Annotated in this window: 19 protein-coding genes; 12 read left to right on the forward strand and 7 right to left on the reverse strand. The window is 70.7% G+C overall.

Annotation, left to right across the window (positions count from 1 at the left end):
* Window positions 1-23: 23 nt before the first annotated feature.
* Together DEJ43_RS14805 and rsmI are read right to left on the reverse strand one after the other, a co-directional pair.
* Entirely contained in the window at window positions 24-443 is a 420-nt protein-coding gene (locus DEJ43_RS14805) for a hypothetical protein (RefSeq protein ID WP_015034174.1), read from the reverse strand.
* 138 nt (window positions 444-581) lie between these two features.
* The gene (gene rsmI / locus DEJ43_RS14810; protein WP_181399472.1) at window positions 582-1,469 is read right to left on the reverse strand and encodes a 16S rRNA (cytidine(1402)-2'-O)-methyltransferase; all 888 of its coding nucleotides are present in this window, start codon (window positions 1,467-1,469) and stop codon (window positions 582-584) included.
* Between the two features lie 52 nt (window positions 1,470-1,521).
* Here rsmI and DEJ43_RS14815 point away from each other — a divergent pair, with 52 nt between their 5' ends.
* Window positions 1,522-3,276, forward strand: a complete 1,755-nt coding sequence (locus DEJ43_RS14815; protein ID WP_041662493.1) for a dolichyl-phosphate-mannose--protein mannosyltransferase — start codon at window positions 1,522-1,524, stop codon at window positions 3,274-3,276.
* 1,368 nt (window positions 3,277-4,644) lie between these two features.
* Here the strand turns inward: DEJ43_RS14815 and DEJ43_RS14820 are convergent.
* Together DEJ43_RS14820 and DEJ43_RS14825 are read right to left on the reverse strand one after the other, a co-directional pair.
* Window positions 4,645-5,205, reverse strand: coding sequence for a P-loop nucleotide/nucleoside kinase family protein (locus DEJ43_RS14820; RefSeq protein ID WP_015034177.1), 561 nt, complete (start codon window positions 5,203-5,205; stop codon window positions 4,645-4,647).
* On the reverse strand, window positions 5,202-5,981 hold the full coding sequence (locus DEJ43_RS14825; RefSeq protein WP_015034178.1) for a GntR family transcriptional regulator: 780 nt from the start codon (window positions 5,979-5,981) through the stop codon (window positions 5,202-5,204). The genes DEJ43_RS14820 and DEJ43_RS14825 overlap by 4 nt, the downstream gene beginning before the upstream one ends.
* Before the next feature lie 213 nt (window positions 5,982-6,194).
* On the opposite strand from DEJ43_RS14825, the gene DEJ43_RS14830 reads away from it, so the two are divergent.
* The 9 genes from DEJ43_RS14830 to DEJ43_RS14870 all read left to right on the forward strand — a co-directional run bounded on the left by DEJ43_RS14830 (window position 6,195) and on the right by DEJ43_RS14870 (window position 15,257).
* Window positions 6,195-6,611 (forward strand): hypothetical protein, encoded by a 417-nt coding sequence (locus DEJ43_RS14830; RefSeq protein WP_015034179.1) that lies wholly within the window; start codon window positions 6,195-6,197, stop codon window positions 6,609-6,611.
* Complete coding sequence (locus DEJ43_RS14835) at window positions 6,608-7,060, forward strand: helix-turn-helix domain-containing protein (protein WP_015034180.1); 453 nt, start codon at window positions 6,608-6,610, stop codon at window positions 7,058-7,060. The genes DEJ43_RS14830 and DEJ43_RS14835 overlap by 4 nt, the downstream gene beginning before the upstream one ends.
* Complete coding sequence (locus DEJ43_RS14840; RefSeq protein ID WP_015034181.1) at window positions 7,057-7,614, forward strand: HNH endonuclease; 558 nt, start codon at window positions 7,057-7,059, stop codon at window positions 7,612-7,614. The genes DEJ43_RS14835 and DEJ43_RS14840 overlap by 4 nt, the downstream gene beginning before the upstream one ends.
* Window positions 7,611-9,275, forward strand: coding sequence for a hypothetical protein (locus tag DEJ43_RS14845; RefSeq protein ID WP_015034182.1), 1,665 nt, complete (start codon window positions 7,611-7,613; stop codon window positions 9,273-9,275). Before DEJ43_RS14840 ends, DEJ43_RS14845 begins: the two co-directional genes overlap by 4 nt.
* A gap of 233 nt (window positions 9,276-9,508) precedes the next feature.
* Window positions 9,509-9,730 (forward strand): helix-turn-helix transcriptional regulator, encoded by a 222-nt coding sequence (locus DEJ43_RS14850; RefSeq protein ID WP_041662494.1) that lies wholly within the window; start codon window positions 9,509-9,511, stop codon window positions 9,728-9,730.
* Between the two features lie 276 nt (window positions 9,731-10,006).
* Entirely contained in the window at window positions 10,007-11,251 is a 1,245-nt protein-coding gene (locus tag DEJ43_RS14855) for a tyrosine-type recombinase/integrase (protein WP_015034184.1), read from the forward strand.
* A gap of 887 nt (window positions 11,252-12,138) precedes the next feature.
* The gene (locus DEJ43_RS14860; RefSeq protein ID WP_015034187.1) at window positions 12,139-13,776 is read left to right on the forward strand and encodes a penicillin-binding transpeptidase domain-containing protein; all 1,638 of its coding nucleotides are present in this window, start codon (window positions 12,139-12,141) and stop codon (window positions 13,774-13,776) included.
* Between the two features lie 138 nt (window positions 13,777-13,914).
* Window positions 13,915-14,409 (forward strand): YbaK/EbsC family protein, encoded by a 495-nt coding sequence (locus tag DEJ43_RS14865; RefSeq protein WP_015034188.1) that lies wholly within the window; start codon window positions 13,915-13,917, stop codon window positions 14,407-14,409.
* On the forward strand, window positions 14,406-15,257 hold the full coding sequence (locus DEJ43_RS14870) for a DMT family transporter (RefSeq protein WP_015034189.1): 852 nt from the start codon (window positions 14,406-14,408) through the stop codon (window positions 15,255-15,257). The genes DEJ43_RS14865 and DEJ43_RS14870 overlap by 4 nt, the downstream gene beginning before the upstream one ends.
* A gap of 24 nt (window positions 15,258-15,281) precedes the next feature.
* Here the strand turns inward: DEJ43_RS14870 and DEJ43_RS14875 are convergent, their stop codons facing one another.
* Complete coding sequence (locus DEJ43_RS14875) at window positions 15,282-15,521, reverse strand: DUF7848 domain-containing protein (RefSeq protein ID WP_015034190.1); 240 nt, start codon at window positions 15,519-15,521, stop codon at window positions 15,282-15,284.
* Window positions 15,522-15,816: 295 nt separating this feature from the next.
* The gene (locus tag DEJ43_RS14880; RefSeq protein ID WP_015034192.1) at window positions 15,817-16,599 is read right to left on the reverse strand and encodes an SDR family NAD(P)-dependent oxidoreductase; all 783 of its coding nucleotides are present in this window, start codon (window positions 16,597-16,599) and stop codon (window positions 15,817-15,819) included.
* Window positions 16,600-16,812: 213 nt separating this feature from the next.
* Between DEJ43_RS14880 and DEJ43_RS14885 the strand changes: the two genes are divergently transcribed.
* Complete coding sequence (locus DEJ43_RS14885) at window positions 16,813-17,571, forward strand: 2OG-Fe dioxygenase family protein (RefSeq protein WP_015034193.1); 759 nt, start codon at window positions 16,813-16,815, stop codon at window positions 17,569-17,571.
* A gap of 93 nt (window positions 17,572-17,664) precedes the next feature.
* Window positions 17,665-18,282, forward strand: a complete 618-nt coding sequence (locus DEJ43_RS14890) for a LysE family translocator (RefSeq protein ID WP_015034194.1) — start codon at window positions 17,665-17,667, stop codon at window positions 18,280-18,282.
* 14 nt (window positions 18,283-18,296) lie between these two features.
* Here DEJ43_RS14890 and DEJ43_RS14895 read toward each other — a convergent pair whose 3' ends face one another.
* The gene (locus DEJ43_RS14895; RefSeq protein WP_015034195.1) at window positions 18,297-18,791 is read right to left on the reverse strand and encodes a YbaK/EbsC family protein; all 495 of its coding nucleotides are present in this window, start codon (window positions 18,789-18,791) and stop codon (window positions 18,297-18,299) included.
* Between the last annotated feature and the right edge of the window lie 15 nt (window positions 18,792-18,806).

The following is an 18,806-nucleotide window of genomic DNA, read 5'->3' on the forward strand; positions in this document are numbered from 1 at the left end:
TCATGAGGGCCGGCGCTCGGGGGTCACTGGCGGCGGCGGAAGGGGTGCAGGAGGTCGGACAGGTGCCAGTGGTGGGGCACGGGCGGGCTCTCGGGGCCGTCCTCGGTCAGCTCCTGTCCGATGGGGCCGGCGGGCGAGACGGGCTTGGTCGGCCTCGCGCCGCTGCGGTGCTTCTCCGTCGCGGCGATCAGGTCGAGCACCGACGACACCTGCCCCGCGCGCATGATGCGGACCACGTGGGCGCCGCAGTTCATGCAGGTGGGGCTGGACAGCGGGGACGGAACCCGCTCCCCCTCGGCCTTGTAGACGACGAACGCGTGGCCGGCGGCGTCGACGTGGTGCTCGATGTCGTACGCCTGCTCCCAGCCGTATCCACAGCGCATGCAGGCGAAGGCGTACGCCTCATGGGCGACGGATATGCCGGTGCCGGTGATCTCGGTCATGCCAGCTCCTCTCCACTGATCAGTGGACGCCTTTTCCGGCCGGAGCGCATCAGCACGGGACGAACCATGGAAGGCTTTTGGCTCTTCCCTTGCCAAAGGCCCTGTGAAGAGTCCCGGCGCCGGGTTCGGCTTTGCCTTTCAGATTAGTCCTTTACCGTTTCCGTGGCTCGAAACGGCCGCATTCTTTGCCGCCACCACGGCATCGAACACCTCGCGCTTGGGAAGCCCCGCGTCGGCCGCGACGGCGGCGATCGCCTCCTTGCGCCGCTCGCCCGCCTCCTCGCGCACCCGCACCCTGCGCACCAGCTCCTCGGCGTCGAGTTCGGCGGGGCCGGTCTCCGGGGCGCCCTCGACGACGACGGTGATCTCGCCGCGCACGCCCTCGGCCGCCCAGGCCGCGAGCTCGGCCAGCGGGCCGCGCTTGACCTCCTCGTACGTCTTGGTCAGTTCGCGGCAGACGGCGGCGCGCCGCTCGGCGCCGAAGACCTCGGCCATCGCGGCCAGGGTGTCGTCGAGCCGGTGCGGGGCCTCGAAGTAGACGAGGGTGCGGCGCTCGTCGGCGACCTCACGGAGCCGGCCCAGGCGCTCGCCCGCCTTCCGGGGCAGGAAGCCCTCGAAGCAGAAGCGGTCCACGGGCAGGCCGGAGAGGGCGAGGGCGGTGAGCACGGCGGACGGCCCCGGGACGGCCGTGACCTTGATGTCCTGCTCGACGGCGGCGGCGACCAGCCGGTAGCCGGGGTCGGACACGGACGGCATGCCCGCGTCGGTCACGAGCAGCACCCGGGCGCCGCCGACGAGGGCTTCGACGAGTTCCGGCGTACGGGCGGACTCGTTCCCCTCGAAGTAGGAGACGACCCGGCCGCTCGTGTGGATGCCCAGGGCGCGGGTCAGACCGCGCAGCCTCCGGGTGTCCTCGGCGGCCACGATGTCCGCGTTCTCCAGTTCGGTGGCGAGTCGGGGCGGAGCGTCCGCGATGTCACCGATGGGGGTCCCTGCGAGTACCAGCGTTCCTGTCACACGGACCATCCTCCCAGCCCGGACAGGCGACGCGCACAGGCGCGTTCCCTACGATGGCGCGGTGACCAGTACCGCACCCGAGGCCCTGGAGGGCCAGCGCCCCATGGCAGAGACCGTGGCAGAGCCCTCTTCGTGGCAGAAGCGGCTGCGGCGTTTCGGCTATGCGCCGCCCGCCGCGAGCGCCGCACCCATCGGGCTGCGGGAGCGGCTCGTGCCCCCGTACGTCCGCCCGTCCGCGCGGGTGATGTCGCTCCTCGGCATCGGCCCCGAGCGGGCCGAGCGGCTGTGGCGGCTCATGGCCTGGGGCGGTCCGCTCCTGGTCACGGCGGTCGCGGGGCTGCTCAGGTTCTGGAACCTGGGCAAGCCGCGCGCGGTGATATTCGACGAGACGTACTACGCCAAGGACTCCTGGGCCCTGATCAACCAGGGGTACGAGGGGGCGTGGCCGAAGGACATCGACAAGACGATCCTGTCCGACCCGGGCGCGGTGCTGGTCCCCACCGATCCCGGGTACGTCGTCCACCCGCCGATGGGCAAGTGGATGATCGGCCTCGGCGAGAAGATGTTCGGCTTCGAGCCGTTCGGCTGGCGCTTCATGGTGGCGCTGCTCGGCACTCTGTCGGTGCTGATGCTGTGCCGGATCGGCCGGCGGCTGTTCCGCTCGACGTTCCTGGGCTGCCTGGCGGGTCTGCTGCTGGCCGTCGACGGGCTGCACTTCGTGATGAGCCGCACCGCGCTCCTCGACCAGGTGCTGATGTTCTTCGTCCTGGCGTCCTTCGGCTGTCTGGTCCTGGACCGCGACCGGACCCGGAAGCGGATCGCGGCCGCGCTCCCGGAGGACGAGGAGGGCGTGCTGCGGCCCGACGCGGAGGTCGCGGAGTCCCTGCGGCTCGGCTGGCGGCCGTGGCGGATCGCGGCCGGCGTGATGCTGGGCCTGGCGGCGGCGACCAAGTGGAACGGGCTGTACGTCATGGTGGGCTTCGGCCTGATGACGGTGCTGTGGGACGTCGGCGGGCGCCGGACGGCGGGCGCGGTCCGGCCGTACCTCGCGGTCATCAGGAAGGACCTGGTCCCGGCGTTCGTGTCGGTGGTGCCGGTGGCGATCGCGACCTATCTGGTGACCTGGACCGGCTGGATCGTCAGCGACAAGGGCTACTTCCGGAACTGGGCGGCCGACCAGGACAAGGTGGGCGGCGGCGGGACCTGGGGCTGGCTGCCGCAGTGGCTGCGCAGCCTCTGGCACTACGAGTCCGAGGTGTACACCTTCCACGTCGGCCTGACCTCGCCCCACACCTACGAGTCGAACCCCTGGTCGTGGATCGTCCTCGGCCGCCCGGTCTCCTACTTCTACGAGTCCCCCGCGCCCGGCACCGGCGGCTGCCCGGCCGGCACCCGGGAGAAGTGCGCCGCGGAGGTCCTGGCGCTCGGCACCCCGCTGCTCTGGTGGGCGGCCTGCCTCGCGATCCTCTACGTCCTGTGGCGGTGGGCGTTCCGCCGGGACTGGCGGGCGGGCGCGATCGCCTGCGGCATCGCGGCCGGCTGGGTCCCGTGGTTCCTCTACCAGGAACGCACGATCTTCCTTTTCTACGCGGTGGTGTTCGTCCCGTTCCTGTGTCTGGCGGTGGCGATGATGCTGGGCGCGATCGTCGGCCCGGCGGGTTCCTCGGAAAGGCGCCGTACATTCGGCGCCGTGGCGGCGGGCTGCGTCGTTCTGCTCATCGTCTGGAATTTCATCTACTTCTGGCCGATCTACACGGGCACGCCCATTCCCCTCGACCAATGGCGCAACCGGATGTGGCTCGACACCTGGGTCTAGCAGGGGAATTGCACGAAGAGGGCGCGACCGCCGGTCGCGCCCTCTTGGTCGTTGTCGGTGGCTGTTGGCGGCCAATGGCGGCCCTCAGACGGCCCACAGACGGCCCCGCGTTGGCCCCAAGTCATAGCGGCGGCGCCCGCTAACGTTAGCGACCCTGCTAGCGGCTCGAACCGGCTACGAGCAGCGCGTTAGCTGTTAGCAGCCGCCCTCTCCGTCAGGCAGAAACGGGCATTCGCCGGGGGCGGGCCGGTCGGTGGGCCGCTATCGCCGGTCGTCGGGGAAGAGCTAGAAGGACCGCCCTTCGGGCGGACGGCCCTCGGGCGCCCACCGCCGTCCTGGGGCCCGCTTGAACGCGCCTGCCGCGCGTCGCCTCCGGGCAGAAGAGGCCACCGGCCAGCCGCGCGGCGTGGTCTCTTCCGTGCCCGCTGCGGCGGCTCCCGCAGACGGCCTGAGCCCTCCGGGCGTCTGCGGCTGCATGGAGCTTCGGGAGAGCTTTTCAGAGGGGCGGGGCGGCGGTGCGCACCTTCGGCCGCCGCGCTCCTGAAAAGCCTCTCCCTCTCGTCCTGGAGAGTTGAGAGAAAACAGCGTCCGCAGCGTCCACAGTCCTTTCCGTCCCGCTCCTGACCTGCGGTTTCCGTGCGGACGCTAAACAAAATGTATAGCGTCCGCCAGCGTCCGCAGCGTCCGCAAGATCTCTCCCCCTCTAAGAGCATCGCCCCAGGTCAAAGCGCTCTTAGCGGTGGGCGGCCGCCGGACGCTGCGGACGCTGACCCGCTCGCGTCACGCGTTCGTCATGACCGCGCCCGTCCTGACCGCCGCGTCCTCGCACCAGCAAGAGGAGCACCCGGGCGGGGCGTGCTCCTCTTGTTGTTCCGGCGGCGGCACCGCCAAGCATGACCCTCACCGCTTGTCTTGTCGCTTGTCTTGTCGCTTGTCTTGTCGCTTGTCTTGTCGCTTGTCGCATCCCTGGTCAACGGCCCGGTTGCCCCGTTCGGGCGCCATCTTCAGACCTGGACGACAAGACAAGCGACAAGCCGCACCGCGCCGGCCGCCCGCGCCCCGAGGGAGGGTTCCGCAGCGCGAGCGGAACGAGCTGCCAAAGGACCCGCGCCCGTGGGCGCCCCTTCTATCCCTCCCGCTTCGCGACGACACCGCCCTGACACCGTGACACCGTCAAGGCCCGTAACACCCAAACCCTTAGGCGAACGCGGGTGTCACGCACTCTGACACCCCCGCGCGACACTGCCCTGGCACCTGCGCTTGACGCCTCCTGACACCACAGCGCCCCTGCTAGATCTAGCAGCCGTTGCCGCTAGGTCTAGCAGGGGCGCTAGCAGTCGAATGGGATCCTGACCTGGGGTCTAGCGTCTAGCACTCAGTTTTCAGTCCAGCGCCTTCAAGCGCTTTCAGCACTGAATCGGGGTCACCGCTGTAGAGGATGTGAGGCTCCCCAGCCTCGGGAGGGACGAACCGGGCCCGGTAGCGGGCAAGGTCGTTCTCCGAGAAATAGATCGAGTTCGGATCGGCTTCGTGCTGGGCGTTTCTCTGGCTCACCCGCGACCAGAGTTCCTCGTGACTCGCTTCCAGGTAGACGAGCAGCGGCAGGGCGCCGGCGTTCGTGGCGATCGCCATCCACCGGGCGCGGTCCTCAGGGGTCCAGAATCCGTGGTCGACCACCACGTTGCGGCCGACCCGGAGTTGCTCGCCGAGCTCCACGGCGATCTCGTCGAGCACTGGGCGCTCCAGGGTCGGGAACGTGCCCCGCGGGAAGTCGACGCCGTACACGCCGTGCCGGCGGAACATCTCCTCGTCGGGACACAGCCGGACGAACCCGCGAGCCGTGAGCGCGCGGGAGAGCGTCGTCTTGCCCGACCCCGGAAGCCCCGCCATGAGCACGCAGAAGGGCCCCGTGGCCTGGTCCGCCGTCACTGCGCGAGCTCCGATTCCGTGAGCCACGTCCGGCCGGGGCCGCCGAGGTCCACGCCGTACTCCACGACGTGGTCCCCGCTGTCGACGAACTTCGCGGTCATCACGACCACCGGTTCCGCGGGCGGGTTTGCGGGGTCCAGCTCCAGGAGCTCCGCGTCCGCCGGCGTCAGGAGTCGGGCCGATGCCGTGTCGATTCGGCGGGTGATCGGCAGCCCCGTGGCCTGGGCGATGAGCTGGAGGGACGTTCCACCGGACAGTCGCTCGCTCTCTGCCAGCTGGGGGACAAGCTTCCCGTACTGCACCGGGATCCACGACGTGGAGTGCGCGACGATGCCGTGCCGGTCGCGGTAGACGCGGCGCCGCCGGATCACATCTGCGCCCGGCGCGATGTCGAGCACCTGCGCCACGCCGGTCGGCGCCGGTACCACTGCCGCTTCGTGGGAGTCGGATCGTTCGCCCGCTCCCCAACTCGACCCGCTCCGGCGGCCCCGGTCCTGGCGCTGCGCGCCGGAGGACATGGGCGCGGGGCGGTCGATCACCTCGGTTCCGATGCCGTGGATTCCCCGGACGAGCCCGTCGGTGCGGAGCTTCCGGAGCGCCTTCTCGGCGGTCGCGGTGCTGACGTTCCACTCCTGGGAGAGGGTCTTGATGCTGGGCAGCAGCTCGCCCGGTTGCAGCTGGCCGGACGTGATCAGTTCCTCGTAGTGCGCGGCGATCCGTGCGTACGGCGCCCGATGGCCGACCTGATCCGACACCACGTCAACTCCCTTGCTCATTGGATGCGTTCCATAGCGTACCGCTTGACACCCTAGGGTGCCCTAGGGAACCTTAGGGATGTGCCCGCCGGTCGGATCGATCGAAGCGGGTACGGCTCCCTGCATGGGGGCTGAGGCATGGAAACGTCCTGGTCAGTGACCTAGGACGAAGCAGGGAGCGGCTCCCTACCGCCAAGCAGATAGCCGCTCCCCGACCCACGAAGGGGTACTCCCATGATGCCCGAGAACACCGTGGTGCCGGAGGTTATGGCACCTGAGCAGCCGAGCACCTTACGGTCGGCCGATACGCCGCTGGGGCGGGCCCGGGTGGCCCGGGGCTGGTCGCAGGAGAAGGCCGTACGGGCCCTGACCCTGCTGGCCGAGTCCTGGAACTGGCAGATCGCCGCCGAGCCGTCCCTGAAGGTGTACCTGTCCCGCTGGGAGCACGGCCTGACACGGCCCGGCAAGACGTACCAGTCCCTGCTGTGCGCGATCTACCGCGTGACGCCGGAGGAGCTGGGCTTTTCCTCGCCCCGCGAGTCCCGGGAGTCCGCGACCGCGAAGAGCCTGCGCGAGCGGATCGCGGAGCTGGAGTCCATGGTGACGCGACTGACCGGGCACCTCGGCGTGGCCGAGGGGGTGGCGCTGTGACGATCGCGCCCGAGTCCCCCATGAACCTCCCCGCCTCGATGCCGGCCGAGGGGAACCTGCGGCTGGCGGCGGCCATCGTCGAGGCCGATCTGACGTACGCCGAGCTCGCCGAACAGCTCCAAGTCGACCCCAAGACCGTGGAGCGCTGGGTGAACGAGCCCGGACGGCGCCCCTACGCCCGTCACGCCCACGCCGTCGCCCGCGTCCTCGGGACGACCGTGTGGGACCTGTGGCCCGCCCTGCGCCCCAAGGAGCTCGCCCCGCAGGCGCCCGCCGTGGTGCCCGTCCCGCCCGTGCTGCTGGCGGCCGCCAGGGACGCGCTGAACCGGGTCGAGAACCTCGACCTCGGCACGGCGAGCCCGACCGCCATGGCCATGCACCTGGGCTCCCTGTCTGCCGCGCTGCGGACCGTGCTCGACCTGGTCGACGTCTCCGGGGTGACCGGGTGAGCCTGCACGCCACTCCACGGCTCAACGCCGCCCGCCGTCGCAGCCGCAAGGCGCAGCTCGCGGCCCGCGACGGCCGGCGGTGCGCCTACTGCCGGCACCGCTTCCGCGACCTGCGGGAGGCGACGATGGACCACGTCGTACCGATCTCGCTCTACCGGACGTGGTCCGCGAACGCCCTCGTGCTCGCCTGCCAGCCCTGCAACCACATCAAGGCCGACCGACTGTTCCTGTCGCTCGCCCTGCTGCTGGTCTGGTCGACCGACCCCGCGTTCACCGGTGTTCAGCCGACCGGCGACCCGACCGACCCCACGTCCTCCATGCCCGACCAGTCGGCCGGCTCGGAGCCGGTCGAGTTGGGCCCGGACAGGGTCGACTGGCTGATGCTCGCGCGGATCGTTCACGCCCGTTCATCGGCCGCACGGTCGACCCCTGACCAGGCGAAACGCCGTGAACCGGCCGAGCGTCGCGTGCGGGTCGGTCGGCTCGACCACCGGCGGCGTACGGCCCGGATGAACACCTGTGAGCAGTCGACCGATCGAGGGGTGAGCGCGTGAACAGCACCACCAAGCCGGTGAACGGAACCGCCCGACCTATCGACCCCGACGGGTCGACCGACCCGGCGCCCCTGAACACCGGACAGTCCGCCATGAACACCGGAAGGGGATCCGTGAACAAGCGCCCGCCGGTCGACGACGGGGGCAAGAAGCCGTCGGCCGCCGTGCGGCTCGTGCAGCTGGCGCGGGAGCGGTACCGGTTCGTCATGTCGACCGACGGCCGCCCCTACGCGGTCGCGATCGACGGCCCGAACATCGCCCTCCCCCTGCGCGGCCGGTCCGGCGTACGCCAGCGCCTGGCCCGCCTGTACGCCGAGACCTTCGACGGGGACGTGGCCTCGCAGTCCGCGCTGGCGGACGCCATGACCGTGCTGGAGGGCATTGCGGAGGACGACGACCCGGTGCCGGTGCACCTGCGGGTCGGTCAGGATGAGACCGGAACGATCGTGGTCGACCTCGGCGCCGCCGACGGCCGCGCGGTGACCGTGTCGGCCGGCGGCTGGCGCGTCGTGGACCGCTCCCCGGTCCTCTTCCGCCGCTCCGGCGCCATGGCGCCCATGCCCGCACCGGCCCTTCTGGGCGACGGGCTGAGCATGCTGCACAGCCTGTTCAACATGGACGAGTCCGCGTTCCGGCAGCTCGTGGCGTGGCTGGTCGCGGCGTGGATGCCGAACATCCCTCACCCGGTGATCACGTTCAAGGGCGAGCAGGGCACGGGGAAGTCGAAGACCGCGCAGATGGTGGTCAACCTGGTCGACCCCTCCCCGGCCGCGAAGCGTTCGCAGCCGCGGGACGTCAAGGCGTGGTCGACACAGGCGTTCAACTCCTGGGCCCTGTGCCTGGACAACGTCTCCTCCATCCCCCCGTGGCTGTCGGACACGCTGTGCAAGGCCGTGACGGGCGACGGGATCGTGGACCGGGCCCTTTACACCGACGACGACGTCGTGGTGCTCTCCTTCCGCCGGGTGCTCTCGATGACCACGATCGATGCGGGAGCGTTCGCCGGAGACCTCGCCGAGCGGCTGTTGATGCTCGAACTCCAGTTGATCGACCCCGACCGGCGCCGCACCGAGGAAGAGCTGGACACCGCCTTCGAAGCGGTCCGCCCGGCCGTCCTCGGGTCGCTGTTCGATCTGCTGGCCACGGTGCTGGCGGTACTGCCGAACGTGAAGCTGGAGACGATGCCGCGCATGGCGGACTTCGCCCGGGTACTCGCGGCCGTCGACCAGGTCATGGGCTGGACGACCCTGGACGACTACCTGGCCACGTCCGCGAACGTCGCCGGAGACGCCCTGGAGGGCGACCCGTTCGGCTCCGCCGTCGTCGCCCTGGTCGAGCAGTGCGGCACCTGGACCGGCACCGCCGCGCAGCTCCTGGAGCACGTCCAGCCCCCGGGCGGCATCCGGCCGCCCACCTGGCCCAAGGACGCCACCCGCGCCGGTGGGAAGGTCCGGCGGCTCGCCCCGCTCCTGCGCACCGTCGGGATCACCGTGGACGACACGCAACGTAGCCGGGACCGGCACCGCCACAAGCTCCTCGTACTGACCCGGACCGACCCCCCCGACGAGTCAGCGTCCGCAGCGTCCGCCCCGCCGACGGACCCTTTCTGGCCCAACGTGGCCCCCATCGGACAAGGCCACACGGTCCCTGACCTGGACTGACGATGCCGGACCGGGCCGCCCACCAGCGGCCCGGACACGGCAGGAAGCTGTGGACGCTACAGCCGTCCAGCGTCCACCCTAGGGTCCACACCTCTCACCGCCCCTGACCTGCACAGATGCAGCCGTGCGGACGCTGGGGCGCTGCGGACGCTGCGATACACCCAATCTCTAGGACGGCCACCGGCACCACTCCCACCCCGCCCCGCGACGGACACGAGGAGTCACCCCACCCCATGGCCAGCAAGCCCATCGAGACCCTGCGCGCCGGACTCCCGGACCGCTACCTCACCCCCGAGGACATCGCCGCGATGTTCTCCGTCCCCATCGAGACCGTCTATCACTGGCGCAAGCAGCGCACCGGCCCGCCTGGCTTCCGCGTCGGCCGCCACGTCCGCTACGACCCCGCCGCCGTCCGCACCTGGGTCCAGCACCAGGAAGCCACCGACGCCGCCTGACCCGCCGGCCGAGCGGGAGGTAGAGCCCCCTCCCCGCTACCCGTGACGCCGTCACGCCCGCGTCACGGGCAGGGAGGCGCCAGGGAAGCAGGGAGAACTCCCTGGCTGCCTCCCTGGCTCACCTCCCTGCCGGTGACCTGCCCAAACCCTCACCCAGGGAGGCAGGGAGGCACCCTCCCCGCCGCCCCGAGACCCCTCCACAGCCGCTTCCACGGCACCTTCATGCCTCCCTCCCTGGGGCCAGGCAACACCACCAACCGAGAGGAATAAGCCCACATGGCCGGCCACATCCAGGACCGCTGGTACAAGACCGAGACCGGCGCCGACGGCACGCCCCGCCGAGTAAAGAGCGACCGCTACGGCACGGGGATGCGCTACCGGGCCCGGTACGTCGGTCCCGACGGCACCGAGAAGTCCAAGAGCTTCCCCGACAAGCAGAAGCGCCTCGCCGAGCTGTGGCTGATCGAGACGGCCGCCGACATGGCGCGGGGGCAGTACGTCGACCCCCGGGCGGGCCGCGTCACCTTCCGGCAGTTCGCGGAGAAGTGGGTCGCGACGCACACCACGGAGGTGAACAGCCGCGAGGCGGCCGAGCGGCGGCTCCGCCTACACGCGTTCCCGTACATCGGGACCAGGCCGCTCGCGTCCTTCCAGCCCGGCCACATCCGCACGTGGCTCGGCGAGTTGGAGTCGAGCGTGCCCGCCGCCTCGCACCGCCGGATCGTCTTCGGCACCGTCTCCGCCGCGTTCAGCGCGGCCCTGGACGACGGGCTCATCTCCAAGAACCCGTGCAAGGCGAAGTCCATCCAGATCCCGAAGCCCAGTCACACCCGCGTCGTCCCCTGGACGGCGAAGCAGGTGTTCGGCGTGCGGGCTGCCCTGCCGGAGCACCTGAGGGCCACCGTGGACGCCGCCGGCGGATGCGGACTGCGGCAGGGTGAAGTCTTCGGCCTCTCCGAGGATGAGGTGGACCACGACGGCGGCTGGCTCTCCGTGGAGCATCAGCTCAAGCGCATCCGGGGCAAGTTCGTCTTCGCCCTGCCGAAGGGCGGCAAGGTGCGCGACGTTCCCCTCCCCCCGTCCGTGGCGGCCGCGCTCAAGGCGCACTCGGAGAAGTACCCGCCCGTCAGGATCACGCTCCCCTGGCGGACCCCTGACGGGCCGCTCGTGACGAAGTCGCTCATCTTCACCGGGTCGGCCGGCGGCCACATCCGGGTGAGCCACTTCAACGACTTCATGTGGAAGCCAGCCCTCGCCGCGGTGGGCATCATCCCGGAGCCGGAGGAAGGCGAGCGGTACGCGTCGGCGCCGGAGCACGGGATGCACGCGCTGAGGCACTTCTACGCCTCCGTGCTCCTGGACGCCGGAGAGAACATCCGGGCCCTGAGCCAGTACCTCGGCCACGCCGACCCGGGGTTCACACTGCGCACGTACACGCACCTCATGCCGAGCAGCGAGGGCCGGACCAGGAATGCCGTCGAGGCGCTGTACCGCTCGAACACCGATCACACATCCGACTGACAATCGCTGCTCCAGCAAGCAAGATTGCCGTATGGATCAAGGAGTCGCTGCAGCATTCGCGGGTATTGCTGGGCTTGTGGGAGCTGGCCTAGGCGGTCTTGCTACCGCCTACGGCGCGCGCATAGGGGCGCAGAAGACGATTGAAGCCGTCCAAGTACAGGTTTCACAGCAAGCCTCCGTTGAGCATGAGCACTGGGTTCGCGAGCAGCGAAGGCAAGCGTGTGATGACATAGCAACCGCTTGGGTGCCGTTCATGACCACCTCCGCCAACTGCCTAGCCCGAGTCTCACTGGGCAACAGCCCTTCGAACGAACAACTCTCAGAACTCCACCAGGCGTTCGTAGGGCTAGCGGCCACATGCGCCAAGCCACCCCTCTGGGGCCCAAATGAGCTGATTCGCGCAGCTCAAGACATCGTTGCGACCACACAGCCGTTCTCCCGCAGCCTGAGCACGTTTAGGGGGACCCTCGACAGCGGCGACCAGGAAGCCATCGACGCACACAAGATCCAGGTGGACGCAAAATTCAGAGATACAAAGGCCGTTTGGCATGCCTTTACCCGCGTCACACGGGACGTGCTGGGCACACCCTCGTAACGCCGACTACGGCCCACAGACGGCCCAGGTGGAGTAAGCGCTAGCGCCACAGGAGCAAAATCCCTGGTCAGCGACCTACTTGAGGCGGAAGCTACAACTTCATCTACTTCTGGCCGATCTACACGGGCACGCCCATTCCGCTCGACCAATGGCGCAACCGGATGTGGCTCGACACCTGGGTCTGACCCCGGGGACCTCTGGGGGCCGTGTGACGGAATGGTCGAACGGTGCTCGACACACGCATGTGACGGCTGCTTGACTCTTGGGTCCACACGGGGAGGGGAGCGCAGCCATGCGCAGTGGAGTCAAGGTCGCGATCGTCGGGAGCGTGTTCGTCGTCGTGGCCGGGGGCGTCGCGTACGGGGGGTACAACCTGTACAGCGGAGTCACCGGCGGCGACACGTCGACGGGTGCCAAGTCCGCCGACGCGCCCAGAACCGGGCCCGTCACGGGCGAGGAGGTCACCACCACCGCGCGGGACTTCCTGGCCGCCTGGGCCGCCGGGGAGACCGACAGGGCGGCGCAGTTGACGAACGACCCGGTGTCGGCGGGACCCGCGGTCCTCGCCTACCGGGAGGGCGCGAAGGTCACCGGGGCGGTCATCACGCCGGGGGCGGCGGTCGGGACGACGGTGCCGTTCACCGTGAAGGCGACGATCTCGTACGAGGGCGTCACCAAGGACCTGTCGTACGCCTCGGAGCTGACCGTGGTGCGCGGGCAGAGCACCGGCCGGGCGCTAGTGAAGTGGCAGCCCTCGGTGCTCCACCCCAAGCTCACCGCGAGCGCCACCCTGCGCACGGGCGCCTCGAAGAGCGCCGCGATCAAGGCGGTCGACCGCGACGGTGTCGAGCTGACGGCGGAGAAGTACCCCTCGCTCGGGGCGGTCCTGGCCGAGCTGCGCAAGCGGTACGGCTCCAAGGTCGGCGGCTCCAACGGGGTCGAGACCTGGATCGACTCGGGCAGCGAGGCCGTCCCCGACACCACGCTCCTGGTCCTGTCGAAGGGCAGGCCCGGCACTCTGAAGACGACCATCGACGCGGACGTGCAGGCGGCGGCCGAGAAGGCGGTCAAGGCGTTCGGGAACGCGTCGGTGGCGGCGGTCGAGCCGTCGACGGGAGCGATACGGGCGATCGCCAACAACCCGGCGACCGAGTTCAACACGGCCCTGAGCGGGGCCCAGGCCCCCGGCTCGACCATGAAGATCGTCACGGCGACGATGATGATGCAGCACGGTCTGGCGACCCCCGGCAGCCGCGTCGAGTGCCCGCCCACCGTCTCCTGGAAGGGCGTCACCTTCCAGAACCTGGAGAAGTTCAAGATCGACAACGGCACGCTGACCGACTCCTTCCGCCGGTCCTGCAACACCGCCTTCATCAAGGCGATCGGCCCGCTCAGCAAGCAGAACATCGAGGACACCGAGCTCGGCGAGACCGCCCGCCGCTCCTTCGGCATCGGCCTCAACTGGCAGGTCGGCGTCCCCGCGAGGGACGGCAGCGTGCCCCCGTCGGAGGGCGGCGAGACCGCCGCCTCGTACATCGGCCAGGGCAAGATCACGATGAGCGCCCTGAACGTCGCCTCGCTCTCCGCGACCGTGAAGAACGGCGGCTTCCGCCAGCCGTACCTGGTGGCGCGGGAGCTCGACGACCGGACGTTCGCCACCGCCGACCCGCTCTCCCCCGAGGTCACCTCGGGGCTGCAACGGATGATGAACGCGGCGGCGACGAACGGCACCGCGGCCGAGGCGATGGCGGGGGTGCCGTCCCCCAAGGGCGCGAAGACCGGCTCCGCCGAGGTCGGCGACCAGGCCACCTCCAACAGCTGGTTCACCGGCTACTCGGGCGACCTCGCGGCGGCGGCGGTGGTCCAGGCCGGCGGCCACGGCGGCGACGCGGCCGGCCCGGTGGTCGCCAAGGTCCTCAAGGCCGGGTGACGGGGGCCGGGTGACGGGCCGGGGTTCCGGGGCCGGGTGACGGCCCGGGGTTCCGGGCCCAAGTGACGGCCCGGGGCCCCCGTCCCGAGGTGCGGAAGTCGGTCGCGTGGCTCATACATGGACCGCTAGCGTGCGCCCATGACAGCTGAGAACACCGCCGCTCTCGCCCACCCCCGGTTCGCCGCCGCGCTCGCCGAGCTGGGGCTCGACGTCGAGATCCGGCGCTTCCCGGACGAGACCCGCACCGCGCAGCAGGCCGCCGAGGCCATCGGCTGCGCGGTGTCGGAGATCGTGAAGTCGCTGGTCTTCGCCGCCGACGGGGTACCCGTGCTCGTCCTGATGGACGGCTCCTCGCGGGTGGACGTCGAGCGGGTACGGCACGAGCTGGGCGCCGCGGAGGTGACCCGGGCGGACGCGAAGGCGGTCAGGGAGACCACCGGGTACGCGATCGGCGGCGTCCCGCCGTTCGGGCACCGCACCCGGACGCGGGTCCTCGCCGACCGGGGCCTGCTCGACCACGCGCTGGTGTGGGCGGCGGCGGGCACCCCGCACTCGGTCTTCGCACTGGACCCGAAGTCGCTGGTGGCGCACGCCGGAGGCACCCTGGTGGACGTCCGAGAGCCCTCGGCGTGACGCCGCTCGTCACCCTGGCCGTCCTGACGGCCGCCGTCACCCACGCGAGCTGGAACGCGCTGGCCCACCACATCAAGGACCAGCTGCTGTCGTTCACCCTGATCTGCGGCGGCAGCGTCCTGATCGCCCTCGTCGCCGCCCTCTTCGTGCCGCTGCCCGCGGCGGGCGCCTGGCCGTACCTGGTGGCCTCGGCGCTGCTGCACGTCGCCTACATGGCGCTGCTGATGCGCTCGTTCACGCTGGGCGACTTCGGACAGATGTATCCGATCGCCCGGGGGACGGCCCCGCTCGTGGTGACCGCGCTGGCGGCGGTGTTCCTCGACGAGGTGCCGGACGGGGGGCAGTTGCTCGGCGTCGCGGTGGCCTGCGCGGGTCTGACGGGCCTCGCGGTCTGGGGCATCCGGGGCAAGGGGGCCCGGCCGCACTGGCCGGCGCTGCTCGCGGCGGGCGCGACGGGTCTGTCGATCGCGCTGTACACGGTGGTGGACGGCGTGGGCGTCCGGGCCTCGGGCAGCCCGCTGGGGTACATCGCGTGGCTGATGATCCTCCAGGGCCTGGCGATCCCCGGGTACGCCCTGTGGACCCGCCGCGGCGCGCTGCCGCGCCAGCTCCGCCCGTACGCGGGGCGGGGACTGCTGGGGGCGGCCCTGTCGCTGTCGGCGTACAGCCTGGTCCTCTGGGCCCAGACGAAGGCCCCGCTGGCCCCGGTCGCCGCGCTCCGGGAGTCCTCGATCATCGTGGGCGCGGCCATCGGGGCCGTCCTGTTCAAGGAACGCTTCGGCGGTCCGAGGATCGCGGCGGCGGGCCTGATGGCGGCGGGCATCGGCCTGATGCTGTACGGGGGTTGAGCCCCCGCGCGGCGGTTCGGCCGGTCAGTCGCACGAGGCGCGGAAGAAGTCCGTACGGATGCGGCGGAAGCCGGTGTGGCCGGTCTCCTGTGTGTGCGCAAGGCACCAGACGGCCGGGCCCCTGCCGTCGTCCGCCGCGCCCGACCCGTCGAGGCAGGTGGTGCACTCGGCCTCGGTGACGGTGCCGCTGCCGCTGCGGTCCGGGCGCAGCGCCCAGAGCCGGGGCCGTCTCGCGGTCCCGTGGTACGTCCCCGCGGGCGGCATCAGCCCGTCACCTCGGCGGTAGGGGCGGGGCGCCGGCCCCCGTCCAGCGGCACCGACTGCCGTAACGGTCGCCCGAGCGGGCGGACGGTAGGGTTCCCCACGTTGACGCTCCTTCGAAGCGTTGGCCGCGCCCCGGACCGTTCGCGCGGTCGCGGGGGTCCTCAACTCGCCATGATCACACCACGCGCAGGGTGATGTGCGGTGTGTCACACGCGGTCAAGCTAGGCGTGCCGCCCCCGTGCCCGCAAGTACACCGCTGGCACATGTCAGGCGCCGCCGAAGCGGGCGCCGGCCCTCAGTCCCCCAGGACCTCCGCGAAATGGGTGTTCACCGCGAGCAGGCCGCCGTCCACCCGAAGCGTGGTGCCCGTGATCCACGCGGCGTCCGGTGACGCCAGGAAGGCGACGGCGGCCGCGATGTCCTCGGGAGTGCCGACCCGGGCCAGGGGATAGACGCGCTCGGACAGCAGCCTCAGCTCGCGTTCCCTGCCCGCCCAGGCCCTCGTCGCGATCGTGCCGGGGTCGATCTGGTTCACCCGGACCCCGCGCCGGGCCGCGTCGCCCGCCAGGGTGCGGGTCAGCGACGCCAGGCCCGCCTTCGCCGCGCTGTAGGCGTGGTTGCCGAAGTCCGCCTCCGCGTTGACCGAGCCGATCGTCACGATCGCCCCGCGCCCGCCGGCCGCCGCCAGGTGCGGCAGCGCGGCCCGGGAGCAGCGGACCGCGCCCATGAACGTGAGGGCGTACTGGCCGCCGAAGGCCTCGTCCGGCTCGTCCTCGAAGCGCTCCCGGTCGGGCGTCACCGGGCCGAAGGCGTTGTTGACCAGGACGTCCAGACGGCCGAAGGCCTCCACCGCGTACGCCACCGCCGCGTCCACCGAGGACTGCTCGCCGACGTCGCAGCGCCGGGACCGCGCCCCCGGGATCTCCGCGGCCGTGCTCCGCGCCGCCTCCTCGTCCACGTCGGTGACCAGGACGCGCGCGCCCTCCGCCGCGAGGCGCCGTGCCGTGGCCGCGCCGATGCCGCGCGCCGCGCCCGTGACCAGTACCGCGTATCCGCCGAGGCGTTCCCTGAGGTCCATGGGACCGATCACAGCATCCGGCCCGGCCCGGCGCCAGCATCGCGTCACCTCGCGTCCCGGCCGGTCCGTCAATTCCGCCCGGCGGAAAGGGAGGAGAGGCCTCCTCTCGTGCAATTCGGCCAGGACCGAAAGACTTTGACATGCCCCTGGCGCGAATACCACGATCGGTATCGCCGCCGACCACGGCCTTCAGCATGTCAACCAGGGGGAATCATGAGTTCGTTGACCTCTTCGCATCCCGCCTACCAGTCCGGTGTCGAGGAAATCGCCGAGGCGCTCTCCTCCCGGAGCTACGACCTCGTCTCCGGCGAGAAGGTGAAGCAGCTCCTGCTGCAGCGCTCCGCTTCCGCGCTCGACGACCTGGAGCCCTTCCGCGAGAGCTGGTCCCGGATGCCGCTCGACAGCTACATGGCGGACGGCGGCCGCTACCGCCGCCGCCGGCACGCCACGCTCAGCGCGCCCCGCTCCAGCGTCGACTACCGCGTCGAGGCCCACCAGCCGCACTACCAGGGCCTCGACTACAACAACCTCAACGGCGGCGTGGCCCGGCACTACGAGCCGTTCGAGGAGCAGAACCTGCGCGGCCGGACCATGGACAGCCTGCTCACCCTCGGCTGCGACATCTTCGGCCGCCTCGCCCCCTACTCGGGCTGGCACATCGAGGCCCACCAGTTCCGCATCGAGGTCGACGGCGAGGAGGTCGGCCTGCCCACGCCCGAGGGCGTGCACCGGGACGGCGTCACCTTCGTCCTGATGGCGATGATCGGCCGCTCCAACGCCACCGGCGGCGAGAGCACCGTCTTCAACCTGGACAAGCAGCCGGTCGAGAAGTTCTCCCTGACCGACCCGCTCGACCTGGCCCTCGTCAACGACGAGCGCGTCTACCACGGCGTCTCGCCCATCGAGCAGATCGATCCCACCGCCCCGGCCTCGCGCGACGTGCTGGTCATCACCTACCGTCACAAGCCCTGATGTCAGGAGTGGGTGCGAGGGGGCGACGTCCGCGACGGCGCGTCCCCTCCCACCCGCTCGCCCCCTTGAGCAAGTAGACGGGAAGACGGGTACATGGGTCAGCTCATCGCCGTGGCGGTCATCACCATCCTGGCGGTCATCAGCCCCGGCGCGGATTTCGCGATGACCGTCCGCAACAGCTATCTGTACGGGCGGACCGCCGGAGTTCTCGCGGCCGTCGGCATCGCGCTGGGCGTTCTCGTCCACGTCACGTACACCATGCTGGGCGTCGGACTTCTGGTGTCCCGGACCCCGATGCTCTTCACCGCGATGAAACTCGTCGGCGCCGCCTATCTCGTGTACATCGGATACAAGACGTTCGTCACCAAGGCCCAGGTCGACATCGACCTCTCGGAGGACGGCGGCCTGTCGAAGGCCGGCGCGCTGCGCACCGGCTTCCTGACGAACGCGCTCAACCCGAAGACCATGCTGTTCGTGCTGAGCACGTACACGCAGGTCGTCAGCGCCGACACCCCCGTCGTCCAGCAGGTCGGCTACGGCCTGTTCATGTCCTTCGCCCACCTGGTCTGGTTCGCGCTCGCCGCGCTCCTCTTCTCCAACCAGAGCCTGCGGGGCCGCCTGCTGCAGCGGCAGACGGTGCTCAACAAGGTCATCGGGACGATCCTCGTCGGCCTCGGGATGGTGCTCGCGCTGACGCCCTCCGCGGCCTGATCCGCCGGCGGCGGTCAGTCCGCCGAGACCCGCTCCACGCGCGGCTCGGCGATCGCCCGGTAGTCCTCGGTCCTGAGGGCGATCGAGCGGTCGAGCCGGGCCGCGTTGAAGTAGAACTCCGCGTTCTCCAACAGGGCCGGGTCCACGAGGAGTTCGAGCCGCTCGTCGAAGGCGAAGGGCAGGATCGTGCCGCTCGGCGAACCGGCGAGCTCCTCCGCGATCGCCGGGGAGGCGAAGGACACGTACGTGCCGCCGTACAGCGCCTTCACCGCGTTCAGGTCGATCCGGCGGTCACCGGGGACGACGACCAGCGCGAAGCGCTTCTCCTTCTTGCCGATCTTCACCATCGCGATGATGCACTTCGCCGCCTCCGCGAGCGTGTGACCGCGCAGCGCGCTGACCGCCTCGGTGCCGCCCTCGGGGGCGTGCTCGATCACCCGGTGGGCGGCGCCGCGCTCGTCGAGCAGCGCGAGCAGCTTCTCGTACGTCTCATGTCCGGTGTCAGTCATGGGCTTCCTCCAGGT

Origin of the sequence: Streptomyces venezuelae ATCC 10712 (assembly GCF_008639165.1) — a bacterium.
GTDB lineage: Bacteria > Actinomycetota > Actinomycetes > Streptomycetales > Streptomycetaceae > Streptomyces > Streptomyces venezuelae.